We start from the raw sequence: 15,913 nt of genomic DNA, 5'->3' as shown, positions 1-15,913 counted from the left end.
AATCATAGCCCTTCACAATATCCGTTTCTTACATGCCCGAAAAAGACAAAAAAACGCTAATCTGTGCAAATACATAATGCTGTACTAAATCTATAATAGGTCTTGTGCATATTTTCACATGAAATAACATTCATGTCTAGGCTAGAGACAAAGGATTTGCCTAGCAAATCTTTCTCTCCCTAATGTATGTAACCAATCCACAACAGAATGAAGGAGATATTATGCGAACTCACACGAAAAAGCTGTTATCTATTCTACTAGTCCTCAGTCTTATGTTCACGCTTGCTGCCTGCGGCGGTAAAGAGGCAGCACCGGCTGCAGATGCAAACGGAGTTCAAGTCTTTGAAGGAGTCGGGCAAGGTAAACATGGCGATATTAAAGTACAAGTTTCCTTATTAGATAACAAGATCACTGACATTAAGGTAACAGAGCACAAGGAAAATGAAGTACTTGCAGAGCCTGTTTATACGCAGCTCAAGCAAGATGTCATGACAACTAACAGTGCAAAAGTTGATGCCATTAGCGGATCTACGGCTACAAGCAAAGGATATCTCGAAGCCATTCAAGATGCAATTACGAAGTCTGGACTTACTCTTGTCGCTGGCGCTGCAGTCAGTGGAAGCAAAGATAAAGAAGAAGCCGAGCAAACCTATGATGTTGTCGTCATCGGTGCCGGGGGTGCTGGTTTTAGTGCGGCTATCGAAGCGAACAGCGCTGGAGCTAATGTAGTTCTGCTCGAGAAAATGCCAGCTGTTGGCGGCAACACATTGATCTCCGGTGGTGAGATGAATGCACCGGACAACTGGGTTGAACGTGCTCTTGGCATCACTGATGACACGGCTGACTTGTTCTATGATGATACGATGAAAGGCGGAGACAACCTCGGGGATCCTAAGATGGTTCGTATTCTTGCCGACAATGCACTAGCATCTGCCGAATGGCTGCGCGATGATATCAAGGTAGAGTTCTTACCTGATCATCTGTTCCAATTTGGAGGCCATTCCAGAAAACGTGCGTTGATTCCTGTAGGTCATACAGGTGCTGAATTAATTACCAAGTTAAAAGCCAAAACAGACGCTGACCGAATCACGATCAAAACGAATATGAAAGCTGAAACCTTGCTCAAGGACGAAAGTGGCAAAGTAACCGGTGTAACTGCGACTTCGGGTACTGGCGACAAGATCACATTCCATGCGAACAAAGGCGTCATCATCGCTACCGGTGGTTTTGGATCCAATGTAGAGATGCGTAAAAAGTATAATCCTAAAATGGATGAAAAATATATGTCTACCGACACACCAGGATCTACAGGTGACGGTATCGTTATGGCAGAAACGATTGGCGCCAAGCTAACAAACATGGAGAATATTCAAACGTATCCAATCTGTAATCCTGAGACAGGTGTTATTTCCCTGGTTGCAGATTCCCGTTTCGATGGTGCGATCCTGATTAACCAAGAAGGCAAGCGTTTCGTTGAGGAATTAGAACGTCGTGACGTTATTTCTAAAGCAATCCTTGCCCAAACGGGCGGATATACGTATCAATTATGGAATCAAGGCATTGAGGATATCGGTAAAACGATCGAAGTTCATCAAGACGAATACGATCAACTCGTTAAACAAGGCTTGCTCTTTAAAGCCGATACGATTGAAGAGGCGGCTGATTTCTTCAAAATTGACGTGAACAATTTGAAAGAAACAATTAATAAAGTAAATGATTATGCGAAAACAGGTAAAGACCTTGATTTCAAACATCGCGGTGGATTGAAATCTCTTGAAAAAGGCCCTTACTACATCGAAAAAGCTGTACCATCCGTTCACCATACAATGGGCGGATTGGTGATCGACGAGAAGACTCGCGTATTGAATGAAAAAGGCGAAGTCATCCCTGGGCTGTTCGCTGCAGGTGAAGTAACAGGGGTCATTCATGGTGCAAACCGTCTTGGCGGTAATGCCATCGCTGATATCTTCACCTTCGGCCGGATTGCAGGCAAACAAGTTGTAGCAGAGTAATCTTATGTTTGTGTAACTGCTCTATTAATAAGTTAGCCTTAAAAACGTGCAAGATAGTTTGTTGAGTGCAGGTTGACTGCTAACTTTCAAGCTGCCTCTATGACATAGCAAACCGCCCTGTAAGCAACATTGCAAACAGGGCGGTTTTTTATGGTGGAGCCTAGGGGCTACGCTCGTCTAACTAGTGGCTCTTTTATCATTCTCCATTAATGGAATTAAAATTGCCCAATTATTTAGTGTCTACTTGACAAGCGTTCCTTCAAATTTCCTAGACACTGGAAAACTCAAGTAAGTAAAGGGGGTTGAATCACTGGTACATCCCTCACCAGCACCGCCACCGACTCCACATGCACCGTATGCGGGAACATATCCACCGGAGTTACCTCCACTGTCTTATACCCGCCATCCTCGAGCACCCGCAAGTCTCTTGCCAGAGTCGATGGATTACACGATACATACACCACACGCTCCGGCTTCATCGCCAGAATCGTCTCCAAAAGTCGTGGATCGCAGCCCTTACGCGGAGGATCAACCACGATAACATCTGCTGTAATCCCCTGCTCTTTCCAGTTAGGGATTACATCCTCAGATGCACCTACCTCAAACACTACATTATCCATACCATTCAAAGTGGCGTTCGCCCGTGCATCCTCAATCGCTTCGCGTACGATTTCTACACCGTAGACCTGCTTAGCATGCTGTGCAAGGAACAATGAAATCGTACCGATCCCACAATAAGCATCTATAACAGTCTCGTTACCCGTTAGCCCTGCATATTCCACCGTCTTACCATAGAGGACCTCGGTTTGTGCCGGGTTAACCTGATAAAAAGAACGGGCAGAAATCGCGAATTTCACATCGCCGATATAATCGTAAATAACATCGTTCCCCCAAAGGGTACGGGTTGTATCTCCAAAGATTACGTTTGTCTGCTTAGTATTCACGTTCTGGCAGATGCTTGTTACGGCTGGGATTTCGCGGCGGATCTCTGCTATCCATTCGTCAACATTCGGAATACGGTCACCGTTAGTAACAAGGACAACCATCATCTCACCAGTACGGAAGGCTTTCTTTACTACGACATGACGCAGTAAGCCTTTGCCAGATTCTTCGTCGTAAGCAGTAATGCCAAGCTTGCGTCCGATATCTTTCACCTTGCGTACAACGTCATCATTATCTTCATGCTGAATTAAGCATGTTTCCATATCGATGATGCGGTGACTGCCGCGCGCGTAGAAACCGCCCACAAGGCCGCCTTCTGTTACGCCGATCGGCACCTGAGCCTTGTTGCGATATCGCCAAGGCTCGTCCATGCCCAGTGTTGGACGGACGAGAATACCCTCTGTCAGAGCCGCCTCAGCGTCTCCGCCAGCAGCCCCACCACTCACCCGGAGCTTCCCAATCCGCTCCAGGTTGTCCACCACCAGCTGCCGTTTCCACGTCAGCTGTGCGGCGTAGTCCATATGCTGCAGCTGGCAGCCGCCGCATTGGTCATAGATCTCGCAAGGCGCCGCAATGCGGGCGCTGCTCGCCTCTATTAAATTCAGCAGCTTGGCGTAGCCATACTGCTTCTTTGTCTTGAGCACCTTTGCCCGGACCTTCTCCCCGGGAAGCGCTCCCTGCACAAAAAGGGTAAAGCCTTCTACGCGGCCTACCCCTTCACCTTCATGGGTCATGCCGATGATATCGAGCATAACCTCATCATTTTTATTCACAGGCAGTCCGGCGACAGGCGCCTTGCCGACTGGGCGGCTGGTGCTGCGTCCACTGCGGTGTTTACTCATTATTTATTGTTCCTTCTTTCATTATCATCGCTGTATAAACCCAATTAAATGTCTTCGATCATTATCATCGCTGTATAAACCCAATTAAATGTCTTCAATCATTATCATCACTGTAAATCTCACAGTGTCTTCGATCAAAGATCATCGCTATATATACCTACAATATCTGTCCATTGACCCTTAGTTATTCTCAGCAAAAATCCGCAAATGCTGTGGCAAAATCCGGAATCGCCCTGGCAGTTCTCCGCCTAGCTCGCCGTCCAAATTCAATTGGACATGCCCTGGAGAGATTACATCCATCGCATCCGTACGGAAGTATATAACCTTCTTATCGTTCAAATGCTCGCCGCGAAGGGCTAATCTGACCAAACGGACAAACTCCGCTAGGTTGCATTTTTTAACCGCAATAACATCTAACAGACCATCATCGATACGAGCGCCGGGAGCAAGCTTTTCAAAGCCACCAACAGAATTCGTATTAGCAATCAGGAACAGCATGAACTCATCATGAATGACTTCTTGACCATTAGCACGAATGATTAGTTCCTGAGGAGAGAGGCTGACCATTTTTTCAATACCTTTTAAATAATACGCAAGCTGCCCTATCATGGTCTTCAGCTTACTAGGAACTTCATAAGTCAGTTCGGTTAGACTACCGCCGCCTGCTATATTAATAAAATAACGGTCATTTGCCTTACCGATATCAATCGGACGTGTCTCTTGGCGAATGATCAGATCACAGGAATCTTCCCAGTTCTTCGGGATCCCCATTGCACGTGCAAAATCATTGGTAGTACCAAGCGGCAAAACGCCGAGTGGGGGAAGATTAGGCTTCTCCGCCATACCATTAATAACCTCATTTAAAGTGCCATCGCCACCGGCTGCTATGATCAAATCATAACCGCGTTCTACTGCATCTGCAGCAGCTAACATAGCATCGCCTTCTCCGGTTGTTGCATGGCAGGAGGCCTCAATGCCACCCATATCCAGCCGGTCCAAAATATCGGCGAGCCGCTTCTTCATCTCTTCCCGTCCAGAAGTGGGATTATAAATCAATCTCGCAGTTTTCATTACCGGAACGCCACCTGTTTTTATAATAGAATAACCTAATTGATTATACCTAATTCGGACCACTACAATCAATGTTAAAGGCCCTTTCATGCAAATATTCCATTATACAGCAATTCATGACACTTCATCTGACAAAAAAATATATTTATATGTATATGCAACATATCCCGTATTATCCACGGATGTGGGCACTATTTTTCATGATTAAGTGTGTTCAGGGTGAGTTGCTTTATCATTTACTTCGAATCTGTTCGAGGAGTGTCTCTACCTGTCTCTCAATCCAATGCGGAAGAAGAGGGTGCGGAAGAAGCGTTTGACCAGAATACTTATAGGTTAACCCTTTAAGTCTATTCGGAACCACATGCTTAGTGAAATAGCCTTCACTCAAAAAAAGAGGCGCCACCAGCACCTCGTGACCCTGCTCCTGCCAATACTCCACTTTGCTTCGTATACTGTCCGGACTCAGCAGACCATAGTCGGCCGCCGCTACACCACTCACCTCACGTACACGCTCCGCCAGCGAAGATATCCCCTGCTGCCAGCGTTGCCGGAAGCCATCATAGATGCTGCCATGACCCACCAGTAGAATTGTTTCACACGCTGGTTCCGTAGATAGCTCACGTAGCTTGTCCCAGATCATTACAGCGATGTCCGGGTCATCGTCGATAGGATAACCATAGTGAACTCTAGCCTTCACTGAGAACAGCGCTAAATCCGTCTCACGTTCAGGCTCAGGTTTGGCGCCTAGTGCATATTCTATCTCATCGACATGTGTGCTTCCCGAGGAAACGAACAATGGGATCACAATAATATCTGTGATCCCTGCGTGTTCCAGCTCATTTATTCCATCTTGAATCAGACGGCCCTCTACCAGCTCTAAAAAAGAGACCACCACAGGAATCTTTTCACCTAGCGATAATCCACTTACGGCTTCCTCCACGATCGACACCCAAGCCTCGTCGCGAGAGCCATGACTGATAATAAGTACGCCCGGTACCATAAATTAGCGTCCCAAACGTTCCAATGTTAATTTATATCCATCATTGCCGTAGTTCAGGCAACGTTTCACACGGGAAATCGTAGCTGTGCTTGCACCCGTCTCTGCTTCGATCTGGTTGTAAGTCGAGCCTTTGCCGAGCATACGCGCTACTTCCAGTCGCTGCGACAGCGATTGAATCTCGTTCACAGTGCACAGATCATCAAAGAATACGTAACATTCTTCCATATTTTTCAATGTTAAAATAGCTTCAAATAATTGGTCGATACTTTTATCGTTTAGCTTCTTCAGCTGCATAAGATTATCATCCCCTAATGTGTCTTTCTTGCTCTACTATATTGCACTGGAGCGCATTTTTCAAGCATTAACGATTTCACGCTGTAAAGAGTGAAATCGATGGACAAACGTCCACCCCTGGCGCACACTAATTATGTACTAAACTATTTTCATTTCTTCCTACATAAGAAATAGCACCTACCCTATAGTACTACATAAGCGCCGAAAATCAAGCATGTACACGCTTTTTTCACTTCTTTAGGGCGATTATAGGCATTCGCCCTTTTCCGCTCCTATCCCGAGAACCCGGGCATTCGTCTATACCGTATGTTCGCCCATGACATACAGTATAGCAAACCACTAACAAAGGAATGTGATATTATGCCTGATCATTACTATAATCATTCCCGCCGGAATCAGCGTTCGCTGAGCGATTCGTATAATGCATCTGCCTACCCCGGCCTCAGTCCATACGCACCTTCATCCCTCCCAGCAGATAGCGGAATCCTTCCCTCTTTAGGAGCAGAAGCTGCCGCTGAAACGGCGCTAGCGCTTCCTGCTGCTGAAGCCACAACGAAAGCTAGCGGCGGACTTGCCGGACTACTAAGCGGCTTAGGCGGTTTAGGCGGCGGTGGCGGAATTGGTGGGAATATGGACCAAATTAAAGGCATCATCGACCGAATGGGCGGCATTGACGGGATCGTAAACTCCATGGGTAAAGTACAGAAGGTGATGTCCGGCTTCCAGCAGATGGCTCCAATGGTTAAACTCTTCATGGGTAGCTTCGGCAAAGGAAAAGGAGCAGCAGGCGCCCTGGCAGCCGAAGAGGATGCCGCACTGTTCAGCCCGAGTCGACGCAAAAAAAGACGCTCTACTTCTCAACGTCGCAAATCGTCCACAACCACACGCCGGCGCTCAACTCCCTCTACTGGAAAACGTCGCCGCAAATAGCGGTGACGTTTTCTGGTGTGCCTACGGCCATTACCGGATAGGTACTATAATCTGACAAACAGCATTTCTCAGGGGAAGAGACTTGCTGTATCGTTTCTTTTATTTTTACTTAAACCATCCACTTCGCCGGAACCATCTAAACATACCAACGCCCACCACCAGCATAAACAGCAGAACGCCAAAATACCCATACTTCCATTCAAGTTCAGGCATCACTACAAAGTTCATTCCATAGATTCCGGCAATCAGCGTCAGCGGCATGAATACGGTGGTGATTACAGTTAGTGTTTTCATGATCGAATTCATCCGGTTAGAATTAAGGGAAATGTAGCTATCACGTAAATCCGCGGTCATTTCTCGATCAGCCTCAATCATATCGGACAGTTTTAACAAGTGATCGTAGATATCGCCAAAATAAATCCGTTCCTCGCCGTTACTCTGGACATGCTGCGAATTCACAATCCGGTACATCAAATCGCGCATCGGCACAATCGTCCGCCGCATTTTGAGCAGCCTTCCGCGCAAGCCAAACACTTGGCTCATTAAATCCTCCACTGACTCACTGCCGCTATTGCTCTCCAGATCCGCAAGCTCGTCCTCTAAACTGTAGAGGCATGGAAAATACTTATCTACCAGCTTGTCCATGACTGTATATGCAGCCGCCATCGGTCCGCCCGACCAGCCTTTACGACTATGTATTTCACGCTTCACCTGCTCCCAGGCTTCATTCATCTCTGTTTTTTCCTGATGATGATAGGATACGAGGTAATTTGCGCTCAAAAAAAGGTCAATCTCTTCAGCATCCAGCGTCTCTTCGTTCAGTGCATGCAGCACAAAAAACTGGACTTCCTCATAATGATCCAGCTTCGGCCGTTGCAACACATGCATACAATCCTCTATCGCCAACGGGTGAAAATGAAAATAGTGATCCAGCAGCAGCGTCTCCTCCACCGTAGGTGTAGCAAAGTCTGCCCATATCCATGCGTAATCCTCTCGCCGTATATCCTGCAGAGGTATGTCTGTCAGCACCTCACCTGTATGCGTCACCGCAAGTGTACGTATCATAAATGTTCCTCCGCTTCATCTTCTTCCACGCATCTATTGTACCGCAAGAAGTGGAGTCTTCCAAAAACATCGAAAAACAAAATTAAGTTGGGTTGCCATCGAACTTAAACAAATCATAGCGATTGATTTGTTTAATAATTAGTTTGTTTAAATTCTAACCCTCCGACTAGATTCGACAGATGCATAAAAAGCTACGCCAGACATCCGCTCATAAGCACCTTATCCCATTTTTATACACTTTTCATCTGGATAAGCTCGACTCTGTAAATCTGGGACATTTATGCACCCTCTTTCTGCTCATTCGACGCTATTTCACCAATTAAGGTGCATTTATGCACCTCTTTCTGCTCATTCGACGCTATTCCGCCAATTCAGGTGCATTTATGTACCTCTTTCCGCTCCTTCAACGTATTTCGCCAATTCAGGTGCATTTATACACCTCTTTCCGCTCTTCCAACGTTATTTCGCCAATTCAGATGTATTTATACACCTCTTTCCGCTCCTCCAACGCTATTTCGCCAATTACGGTGCATTTATGTACCTCTTTCCGCTCCCTCGACGTTATTTCGCCAATTATGGTGCATTTATACACCTCTTTCTGCTCATTCAACGCTATTTCGCCAATTCTGGTGCATTTATGTACCTCTTTTCGCTCGTTCTACGCTATTTCGCCAATTCTGGTGCATTTATGTACCTCTTTCCGCTCCTTCGATGCTATTTCACCAATTATGGTGTATTTATACACCTCTTTCCGCTCATTCGACGCTATTCTGTCAATTATGGTGCATTTATACACCTCTTTCTGCTCATTCGACGCTATTTCGCCAATTCAGGTGCATTTATGTACCTCTTTCCGCTCCTTAGACGCTATTTCGCCAATTCAGGTGTATTTATGTACCTCTTTCCGCTCCTTCGACGCTATTTCGCCAATTCCCATATTATCTACGGGATTAATACCTTTCTCCTCTTGGAGGAGGAAAAGTCGAGCGCTGGAGCTAGAGAGTCTACCTGTCTGTCTGTCTGTCTGTCTACCTGCCTGCCTGCCTGCCTGCCTGTCTTTCTTTCTTTTTTTCTTTCTTTCTTTCTTTCTTTCTTTCTTCCCATCCATCCATCCAGCCAGCCTTCATTCCTTCGTTCCATCCTTCCTTCCTTCCTTCCTTCCTTCCATCTTCCCACCACCCCACACAACAAAAAAAGATGTCCGCAGCCAAAGGCTAACTGACATCTTTTTATTAAAGGGATTTAAAAAATGATTTTGAAAATCAGACCGGCTAATACCGCACTGATAGGAATCGTGATAAACCAAGTGACTACAATACGTCCGGCTACTCCCCATTTCACGGCAGAGAAGCGTTTTGCGGAGCCAACACCCAGGATGGCTGAAGTGATCGCATGTGTCGAGCTGACTGGCAAATGCAGCAGTGTTGCCGAGAAAATAACAGAAGCCGCGGAAATATCAGCCGCGAAGCCGTTGATCGGCTCGATTTTGAAAATCTTCGTACCCATGGTCTTAATAATCTTCCAACCACCAATGGAGGTACCGAGTGCCATAGCAGTAGCCGCGGCAATCTTAACCCATAGAGGGATTACATCCATAGTCTCTTGGCGTCCCGAAGTTACGAGAGCAAAGGTGATGATCCCCATCGCCTTCTGCGCATCATTCGTACCATGAGTAAACGACTGTAATGCTGCCGTCACAACCTGCATGGAGCGAAAGCCCTTGTTGACCGTATGCGGACTACGCTTTGCAAAAATCCATTTTAGAATCGTCATGATAATATAACCGATAACAAATGCAATAATTGGCGAGAAGATCAAGCCCTCGACAATTTCCACAAACCCGCCCCAGTTAATATGTGACGAACCTGCTCCAACATATACTGCACCAGCCAAAGCGCCGATCAGTGCATGAGAGGAAGAGGATGGAATTCCGAGCCACCAGGTAATCAAATTCCAAATTATCGCAGCAATCAATGTGGCTATTATGATATCCAGACCATTTTCCAGCAACGTGGGGTCTGTGATGCTTCCACCAATTTTCTTGGCCACACCTGTAAACATCAAAGCTCCGACAAAGTTCATCAGTGCCGCCATAATAATAGCTGTTCGAGGTTTTAACGCACGTGTAGAGACAGAGGTAGCAATTGCGTTGGCCGTATCATGGAAACCATTAATAAAGTCAAACGCAAGCGCGAGAAATATAACAATTCCAAGAATCCATATCGATGTTTCCATATTCTAGTACCCCTTATGAGTTGCGCATGATGATCGATTCCAACATGTTGGCTACATCTTCACATTTATCTGTAGTGGTCTCGAGTCGCTCATATAATTCCTTGCGCTTAATCAGCTCAATCGGGTCCTTAACGGTTTCAAATAGAGCTTTGGTACAAATACGAAGGACTTCATCCCCTTGATTCTCAAGGTCATTCAGACGGATCGTATATTCACGAATAGCCAGCAGCTTCTTCTGGGAGAGCAAATGAACCGCTTTTTGGATTTCATAAGCACACTGACGAAGGATTTCGGCAAATTGTACAATGTATTCATCCGGGTCAAGAAGGTTGTACATATAGAAACGTGAGGCAGATGCCTCCAAGCCATCAATGACATCATCCATGCTTGTAATCAAGTCCATAATGTCGTCACGCTCAAGTGGCGTAATGAACGTCTTGTTCAATTCCTTAATTACGGTGTGCGTGTAAGTATCACATTGGGATTCGTACTTCTTCATCTCTGCAGCGAAACTATCGACATTATTCCGGAGATCAGTGATATTCTGAGCAAAATAATCTGCAGCTTGGACAATGGTATCCGCCATATTTTCCAGCGTCTCAAAGAATATGTCCTTTTTTCTCAACTTCATTGTTTTAAACCCCTTTACATAATATTACCGTGAGTACAGAGTCACCCATATGTAAAAAGCATGAAAATGAATGACAACCCTTGTTATCTTAACATATCCGTAGAAGGTATAGAAGCTATAGAAATGAACTTTTTTACACTCTATTAACACTTACCCATAATTCCGAACACAAATCTGTATAACACTGGATATTCCGACTTTCTTAGGTTGCACTATCTGCTCCACCGTATACCACATGACTGCTAAATGTAGGCGCATTAGGGACCACCAAAATATGGGTGATTCCAGGATACATCAGCGTCTCTTTACCATCCTTCACAAACCGAATGACATCACCTGGTTCACGTGACCATCTGCCCTTCGTAACCTGTCCCCTCTGAAAAAGTAGCGCTTCCCCGCCTAACTCCACATCAACTTGAAGTCTTCCCACATCATCAAGCACTTTATGATCGGATCCCATCACCATTACATTTGCAGCTTCTACCGGCTTATTGTTATTCAAATCCAAATGCGGTTTGCCATTCACGTAACGCTGATAGGTCTGAAGCTGAGTATCATATTTATAGTCAATTTTATAGCTTTTAAGTAAGAAGTTTACGCTAAACTCAGCAGCTTGTTCTCCGCCTGTCGGTATGTAATCTGGATTGTTAAAAAGATACCCCGGCACCTTCACACTTGTTTCATAACCAAGCTTCTCGGCGCCTTCTCGCAGCTTCGCTGCGTTACTGTACAGATTATGAGGGGCCTTACGTGTTTTGTCCCGCCAGAAATAAGCTCCGGCACGACCGATCTCATCCATATCCGCCTTTTTCTCTTTTTGCAAAATGGCATAAGCCGCAGGACTCCCTCCGGCATGCACCGTCACACCACCGTAGCTCTCGCCAATATCGAGCAGATAGGGACGGATACTGCGAATCGGCCCGATTTTCACTACTCCAGTATGACTTTGAAAAATACCAATCAACCGCGTTATGCCACCTTCAGCAAGGATCTCATATAAAATATCTGCTTCGCTCACCCCCGACTGCGGCCGGGCCGCTGGAGCATTATTTATCATAACTGCCAAGGGGCGTAGGAGACTGTCTTCAGAAACCGGCAGACCTGTTAATCCGGATATGAGTTCAGCAGAGAGATCCGCAGTCGGTGTTGGCTGGATCGTTTCAATAGGTGCGGGATCTGAGGTAGGTTGCTGTGTCGGGGCAATTACATTATTTGCACTCTCTGTTCCGCAAGCGGAGAGCAATAGGGTACTCAGTACAATGGCAGATAACAGACGGGAAGAAGAGCAGTTTACTTTCATAAGCTTGTAGTTCCTCCTAAACATTTTATGTATCTTAACTGGTTTCTTCCATTTAATCACAGCCAGTCCCATTTGTCTTGATCCGCTTGCATTAAAAAAGGGCACAGCCGATTTCCGGCTGCACCCTGCATGTATCTTATCTGTTTAGTCTAGCTTCCAGCAATTAAGGCTTAATGTCCCATATTGATATGCTTGAAATATCCGCTCTGCCTTCCTGCTGCCATCCGCTGTTCCCATCGCATAAAAGAGAGGTGCAAAATGCTCTCTTCCGTAAGATGGAACCGCATCTCGAACATGTGGAGCTTTTTTCTCATAAGCAAACAGTGAAGGCAAATCCCAAGATTCTAAACCCTTGGCAATCCACGCATCGAATTCAAGCGCCCACTCTTCAGGCTGATCACTTTCATTTAGCATCCGCAAATTGTGAACAAGTCCACCGCTGCCTATCAGCAGTATGCCTTCGTCACGCAGAGGGGCTAACATCCGCCCGATATTGTACTGTTCCTTCGGAGAACGTAGTGAATCGACGGATAAAGCGACTACCGGAATATCGGCTTTCGGAAACATTTTTTTCAGTATTACCCAGACTCCGTGATCGAGTCCTCGCCCCAGAACGGGCTGATGTGAAAGATTGTTACCCTTAAAGAGCTCGGAAATCCGCTTGGTCAGAGCTGGATCACCCGGGGCTGGATAGGTCAGTGTGTACATTTCTTCAGGGAATCCGTAGAAGTCATGTTGAGTCTCGTGCTTCTCATCAATGGTGAGTAGCTGTTCCGGGCTATCCCAGTGCGCTGAGAATACTACTATACCCCGTGGTGCTTCTAGTTCTTGACCAAGCCGCTCCAGAAAACGGGTATACTCGTTATCCTCCAGTGCGAGGAGCGGAGAACCGTGCGCGATAAAAAATGACGGTAATTTCATAGGATGCCAACCTCCATAACCCAGTATATGGTGTGCATCTTTATTTTACCGCTTATTTCAAGTTATTGCGAGTAAAGTCCATCACCTATATCATCCAATTTTGCCACTCTGTCTGCACATGCTCCTGCTCGTTCATCCACTCTCTTGTCCGCTTAAGCAGTTGTTGCTGTGCTGGCCCGGAAGAAAAGGTATGATCCCCTTGAAAAATGATCTCTTTATCGCAACGCCCCTCAGGGCGCGTCCAGAATAATTTCTGATAAAGGAAAGCATAATCCACGGGGATGACATCGTCAGAAGTACCATGGATTACGAGTACATCACCGCTGAATTTACTTGCCTCTTGGAAAGGCTGAAAAGCCGCCAAAGAATTAAAATATACCGGTGTGAACGAGTAGCCCACATAATCGGCTGATCCATTCTTCACCGATCGATCATACGCCTCTCGCCCTACGATCTTCACAATATCATTGAAGGGGTAGCCTACGGAGGCCCACAGCACGAGATTCTTCACACGGCGATCCCGAATACTTGTCAGAAGCGCAACCGCCCCACCCAGACTGTGGCCAATGAGCGTCACACGCTGTGGATCCACATCGGCAGAGCTGATTCCGTAATCGAGCACCGCTCTAGTCTGAGCGATCATCGACTCCATATCCTCGCCGCCGTAATTACCGCTGCTCTCGCCGCAGCCCGCATAATCAAATCGAATGACCATATATCCGTCTTGCGCCAGCTCACGAGCCGCTTTGACAAAGATCCGATCCACCCCAATCCGATTACCTACAAATCCATGGCAAATTACGGCTAATGGTAATCTGTCCTTGCAACGTGTGGAAGTTCCCTTCTCTTTACTCGGATAATGGATGCTCGCTGTCAATTCTTCGCCGTTATGCCGAATTACAATATTCCGTTCCATTGCCGTAACCTCCTATATTTGAAATTAATTTTAATTTGTTAGAATTCCGATTAACTTAGTGTGAATTATATCCTTATTATAAAGATTTCGCTCATATTGTCAACAGGAACGGGACAATTCCTAATCAAATGAGGCGTTTATTGAACATTGGTCAGCACGACAAACAGAGTATTCCGTAAGTCATGATGATGACTCCGGGACACACGCTTAGTTTTTCCCCTCTTGATCTAAACACTAATCTTCGTTGATTTAGATATCTTGTATGCGGATAAGCCACACCATGGAGGTTTGAGGTTTGAGGGTTGGGGTTGGGGTTGGGGTTGGGGTTGGGGTTGGGGTTGGGGTTGGGGTTGGGGTTGGGGTTGGGGTTGGGGTTGGGGTTGGGGTTGGGGTTGGGGTTGGGGTTGGGGTTGGGGTTGGGGTTGGGGTTGGGGTTGGGGTTGGGGTTGGGGTTGGGGTTGGGGTTGGGGTTGGGGTACGCGGCTGGTATAATTCCGGGTTCCGGTGTTCCAACGCCCCAACGCTACACATTTTTGTAATTCCAGCATTCCGAGATTTGAACCAAGTCCCCTCACAAAAACGCACAACAGCGATCCTCCAGTAAACGGAGGATCGCTGTTGTGTTGTTTTTTAGCGTGATGAGCTTCTAGGGTCGTCAATCAATCATAGCTGTCGTTAAACATCTCATGGGTTTCTTGACTGCCTTCCCAATCCTTAAGCAAGCCCTCGGTTGCTGGTTCTTCCGTGGAATTCCACATGCTGAATCCATCAGAGCCGCCCCAATCCCCCATTGAATGATTGGGCGTAGGCTCGAAACCGTTGCCCATGACTCTTTCCTGGTCCTTCTTGTTCTCATGTTCCATAAAGCTCCCAACCTTTCCCAAAGCTATATTGATCAAGCAACAACATTATCAGTGTTCACTCTTATAAAAGGATTATGCATAGGAAAATAGAAATGCTTGTCCTTGCGCTGACCTGTCAGGCAAACGTATACTCTAGGTTAAAGACTATACCGATTACACTACTGGAGGTTTACATCCTAATTATGAAAGTGAAAGATATGATTAAGGAAAATAACGCCCTGCGCGAGCAGATGACGCCTTTCAATCGATCCTATTTTGAAGATATGATCCTGACGTTGCGGGCTAGCCGGATAGAAGCTCTACGCACTGAAGAACTTTTACTGGATGCAGCAAAACTACTTCTGAAAGAACAAAAGAAAGGGAAAAATGCTAAGCAGGTGTTTGGTGAGAATCCGGATGATTATTTTAAAGAGATCATAGACAGCATTCCCTCACGCCCGGCACGCAGCAAATGGAACTATTACTCGATGATTCCCTGCGCGGCTCTAACCTGTCTGTTCGGAATCTTCGCTATAGGCGGACTCATCCTGCAATGGACCAACGGATCACCCGGGATGTTCGGACAGATTAGCCTCTTCACGCTCTTCGCTGTGGGTGCAGGGTCCATCATCTTGATCGAGCTTATTATGAAATGGATGACCTCTTTGTCTGAGAGTGATGCGCCTACAGCCAAACCTTTCGATATCAAGGGCCTTGGCGTCTATATCGGAATCGCCGTGGTTGCCGTATTCATTGGTCTCTACCTTGACCGTTTGTTTCCGATCATTACATTATCTCCATGGGTAAGCTTAATTGTTTCCCTGATTGGCGCAATTGGACTAAAGTTTATATTTTTCAAAAAGTAAAAATCGTGCTCCACCCGTATTCCATCCGATAGACAGGGGGAACTTC

At 46.2% G+C, this 15,913-nt stretch carries 16 protein-coding genes; 4 read left to right on the top strand and 12 right to left on the bottom strand.

All coding sequences use genetic code 11. The annotated features are described in order from the left end of the window. Window positions 1–182 precede the first annotated feature (182 nt). On the top strand, window positions 183–2,012 hold the full coding sequence (locus R50345_RS03280) for a flavocytochrome c (RefSeq protein ID WP_231574026.1): 1,830 nt from the start codon (window positions 183–185) through the stop codon (window positions 2,010–2,012). Window positions 2,013–2,296: 284 nt separating this feature from the next. Here R50345_RS03280 and rlmD read toward each other — a convergent pair whose 3' ends face one another. The 4 genes from rlmD to R50345_RS03260 all read right to left on the bottom strand — a co-directional run bounded on the left by rlmD (window position 2,297) and on the right by R50345_RS03260 (window position 6,161). Further along, entirely contained in the window at window positions 2,297–3,796 is a 1,500-nt protein-coding gene (rlmD, locus tag R50345_RS03275; protein WP_042124071.1) for a 23S rRNA (uracil(1939)-C(5))-methyltransferase RlmD, read from the bottom strand. 180 nt (window positions 3,797–3,976) lie between these two features. After that, window positions 3,977–4,867 (bottom strand): diacylglycerol kinase, encoded by an 891-nt coding sequence (locus R50345_RS03270; protein WP_042124069.1) that lies wholly within the window; start codon window positions 4,865–4,867, stop codon window positions 3,977–3,979. Between the two features lie 232 nt (window positions 4,868–5,099). Then, on the bottom strand, window positions 5,100–5,867 hold the full coding sequence (locus R50345_RS03265; protein ID WP_042124067.1) for a sirohydrochlorin chelatase: 768 nt from the start codon (window positions 5,865–5,867) through the stop codon (window positions 5,100–5,102). A 3-nt stretch (window positions 5,868–5,870) separates the two neighbouring features. Next, on the bottom strand, window positions 5,871–6,161 hold the full coding sequence (locus R50345_RS03260; protein ID WP_019913624.1) for a YerC/YecD family TrpR-related protein: 291 nt from the start codon (window positions 6,159–6,161) through the stop codon (window positions 5,871–5,873). A 360-nt stretch (window positions 6,162–6,521) separates the two neighbouring features. Between R50345_RS03260 and R50345_RS03255 the strand changes: the two genes are divergently transcribed. Next, window positions 6,522–7,091, top strand: coding sequence for a hypothetical protein (locus tag R50345_RS03255; RefSeq protein ID WP_042124064.1), 570 nt, complete (start codon window positions 6,522–6,524; stop codon window positions 7,089–7,091). A gap of 105 nt (window positions 7,092–7,196) precedes the next feature. Here R50345_RS03255 and corA read toward each other — a convergent pair whose 3' ends face one another. The 7 genes from corA to R50345_RS03220 form a co-directional block, all read right to left on the bottom strand. After that, the gene (gene corA, locus R50345_RS03250; protein ID WP_042124062.1) at window positions 7,197–8,156 is read right to left on the bottom strand and encodes a magnesium/cobalt transporter CorA; all 960 of its coding nucleotides are present in this window, start codon (window positions 8,154–8,156) and stop codon (window positions 7,197–7,199) included. 942 nt (window positions 8,157–9,098) lie between these two features. After that, on the bottom strand, window positions 9,099–9,296 hold the full coding sequence (locus tag R50345_RS03245) for a hypothetical protein (protein WP_197069740.1): 198 nt from the start codon (window positions 9,294–9,296) through the stop codon (window positions 9,099–9,101). 102 nt (window positions 9,297–9,398) lie between these two features. After that, the gene (locus R50345_RS03240) at window positions 9,399–10,391 is read right to left on the bottom strand and encodes an inorganic phosphate transporter (RefSeq protein ID WP_042124058.1); all 993 of its coding nucleotides are present in this window, start codon (window positions 10,389–10,391) and stop codon (window positions 9,399–9,401) included. Window positions 10,392–10,404: 13 nt separating this feature from the next. After that, on the bottom strand, window positions 10,405–11,022 hold the full coding sequence (locus R50345_RS03235) for a DUF47 domain-containing protein (protein WP_042124056.1): 618 nt from the start codon (window positions 11,020–11,022) through the stop codon (window positions 10,405–10,407). 202 nt (window positions 11,023–11,224) lie between these two features. After that, window positions 11,225–12,322 carry a DUF3048 domain-containing protein gene (locus R50345_RS03230; RefSeq protein ID WP_042124055.1) on the bottom strand — a complete coding sequence of 366 codons (1,098 nt, stop codon included), beginning with the start codon at window positions 12,320–12,322 and terminating at the stop codon, window positions 11,225–11,227. A 144-nt stretch (window positions 12,323–12,466) separates the two neighbouring features. Next, window positions 12,467–13,243, bottom strand: a complete 777-nt coding sequence (locus tag R50345_RS03225) for a DODA-type extradiol aromatic ring-opening family dioxygenase (RefSeq protein WP_042124054.1) — start codon at window positions 13,241–13,243, stop codon at window positions 12,467–12,469. A gap of 85 nt (window positions 13,244–13,328) precedes the next feature. Further along, window positions 13,329–14,159, bottom strand: coding sequence for an alpha/beta hydrolase family protein (locus R50345_RS03220; protein WP_042124053.1), 831 nt, complete (start codon window positions 14,157–14,159; stop codon window positions 13,329–13,331). A gap of 258 nt (window positions 14,160–14,417) precedes the next feature. Here R50345_RS03220 and R50345_RS31565 point away from each other — a divergent pair, with 258 nt between their 5' ends. Next, a complete protein-coding gene (locus R50345_RS31565) occupies window positions 14,418–14,651 on the top strand; it encodes a hypothetical protein (protein ID WP_197069739.1) in 234 nt (77 codons plus the stop codon). 167 nt (window positions 14,652–14,818) lie between these two features. Here R50345_RS31565 and R50345_RS03210 read toward each other — a convergent pair whose 3' ends face one another. Then, window positions 14,819–15,022 (bottom strand): hypothetical protein, encoded by a 204-nt coding sequence (locus R50345_RS03210; RefSeq protein ID WP_042124052.1) that lies wholly within the window; start codon window positions 15,020–15,022, stop codon window positions 14,819–14,821. Between the two features lie 182 nt (window positions 15,023–15,204). On the opposite strand from R50345_RS03210, the gene R50345_RS03205 reads away from it, so the two are divergent. Beyond that, window positions 15,205–15,867 (top strand): DUF1129 family protein, encoded by a 663-nt coding sequence (locus R50345_RS03205; RefSeq protein ID WP_042124051.1) that lies wholly within the window; start codon window positions 15,205–15,207, stop codon window positions 15,865–15,867. Window positions 15,868–15,913 lie beyond the last annotated feature (46 nt).

Origin of the sequence: Paenibacillus sp. FSL R5-0345, from assembly GCF_000758585.1 — a bacterium.
Classification (GTDB): domain Bacteria; phylum Bacillota; class Bacilli; order Paenibacillales; family Paenibacillaceae; genus Paenibacillus_AQ.
This window is presented reverse-complemented; position numbering and strand designations above follow the sequence as displayed.

What these genes read in the sequence shown, in the direction of transcription:
- corA (WP_042124062.1), bottom strand. Translation starts at nt 8,156, where the DNA reads ATGATACGTACACTTGCGGTGACGCATACAGGTGAGGTGCTGACAGAC.
- R50345_RS03270 (WP_042124069.1), bottom strand. Translation starts at nt 4,867, where the DNA reads ATGAAAACTGCGAGATTGATTTATAATCCCACTTCTGGACGGGAAGAG.
- R50345_RS03220 (WP_042124053.1), bottom strand. Translation starts at nt 14,159, where the DNA reads ATGGAACGGAATATTGTAATTCGGCATAACGGCGAAGAATTGACAGCG.
- R50345_RS03235 (WP_042124056.1), bottom strand. Translation starts at nt 11,022, where the DNA reads ATGAAGTTGAGAAAAAAGGACATATTCTTTGAGACGCTGGAAAATATG.
- R50345_RS03245 (WP_197069740.1), bottom strand. Translation starts at nt 9,296, where the DNA reads ATGGAACGAAGGAATGAAGGCTGGCTGGATGGATGGATGGGAAGAAAG.
- R50345_RS03205 (WP_042124051.1), top strand. Translation starts at nt 15,205, where the DNA reads ATGAAAGTGAAAGATATGATTAAGGAAAATAACGCCCTGCGCGAGCAG.
- R50345_RS03260 (WP_019913624.1), bottom strand. Translation starts at nt 6,161, where the DNA reads ATGCAGCTGAAGAAGCTAAACGATAAAAGTATCGACCAATTATTTGAA.
- R50345_RS03230 (WP_042124055.1), bottom strand. Translation starts at nt 12,322, where the DNA reads ATGAAAGTAAACTGCTCTTCTTCCCGTCTGTTATCTGCCATTGTACTG.
- rlmD (WP_042124071.1), bottom strand. Translation starts at nt 3,796, where the DNA reads ATGAGTAAACACCGCAGTGGACGCAGCACCAGCCGCCCAGTCGGCAAG.
- R50345_RS03240 (WP_042124058.1), bottom strand. Translation starts at nt 10,391, where the DNA reads ATGGAAACATCGATATGGATTCTTGGAATTGTTATATTTCTCGCGCTT.
- R50345_RS03225 (WP_042124054.1), bottom strand. Translation starts at nt 13,243, where the DNA reads ATGAAATTACCGTCATTTTTTATCGCGCACGGTTCTCCGCTCCTCGCA.
- R50345_RS03255 (WP_042124064.1), top strand. Translation starts at nt 6,522, where the DNA reads ATGCCTGATCATTACTATAATCATTCCCGCCGGAATCAGCGTTCGCTG.
- R50345_RS03210 (WP_042124052.1), bottom strand. Translation starts at nt 15,022, where the DNA reads ATGGAACATGAGAACAAGAAGGACCAGGAAAGAGTCATGGGCAACGGT.
- R50345_RS03265 (WP_042124067.1), bottom strand. Translation starts at nt 5,867, where the DNA reads ATGGTACCGGGCGTACTTATTATCAGTCATGGCTCTCGCGACGAGGCT.
- R50345_RS03280 (WP_231574026.1), top strand. Translation starts at nt 183, where the DNA reads ATGTATGTAACCAATCCACAACAGAATGAAGGAGATATTATGCGAACT.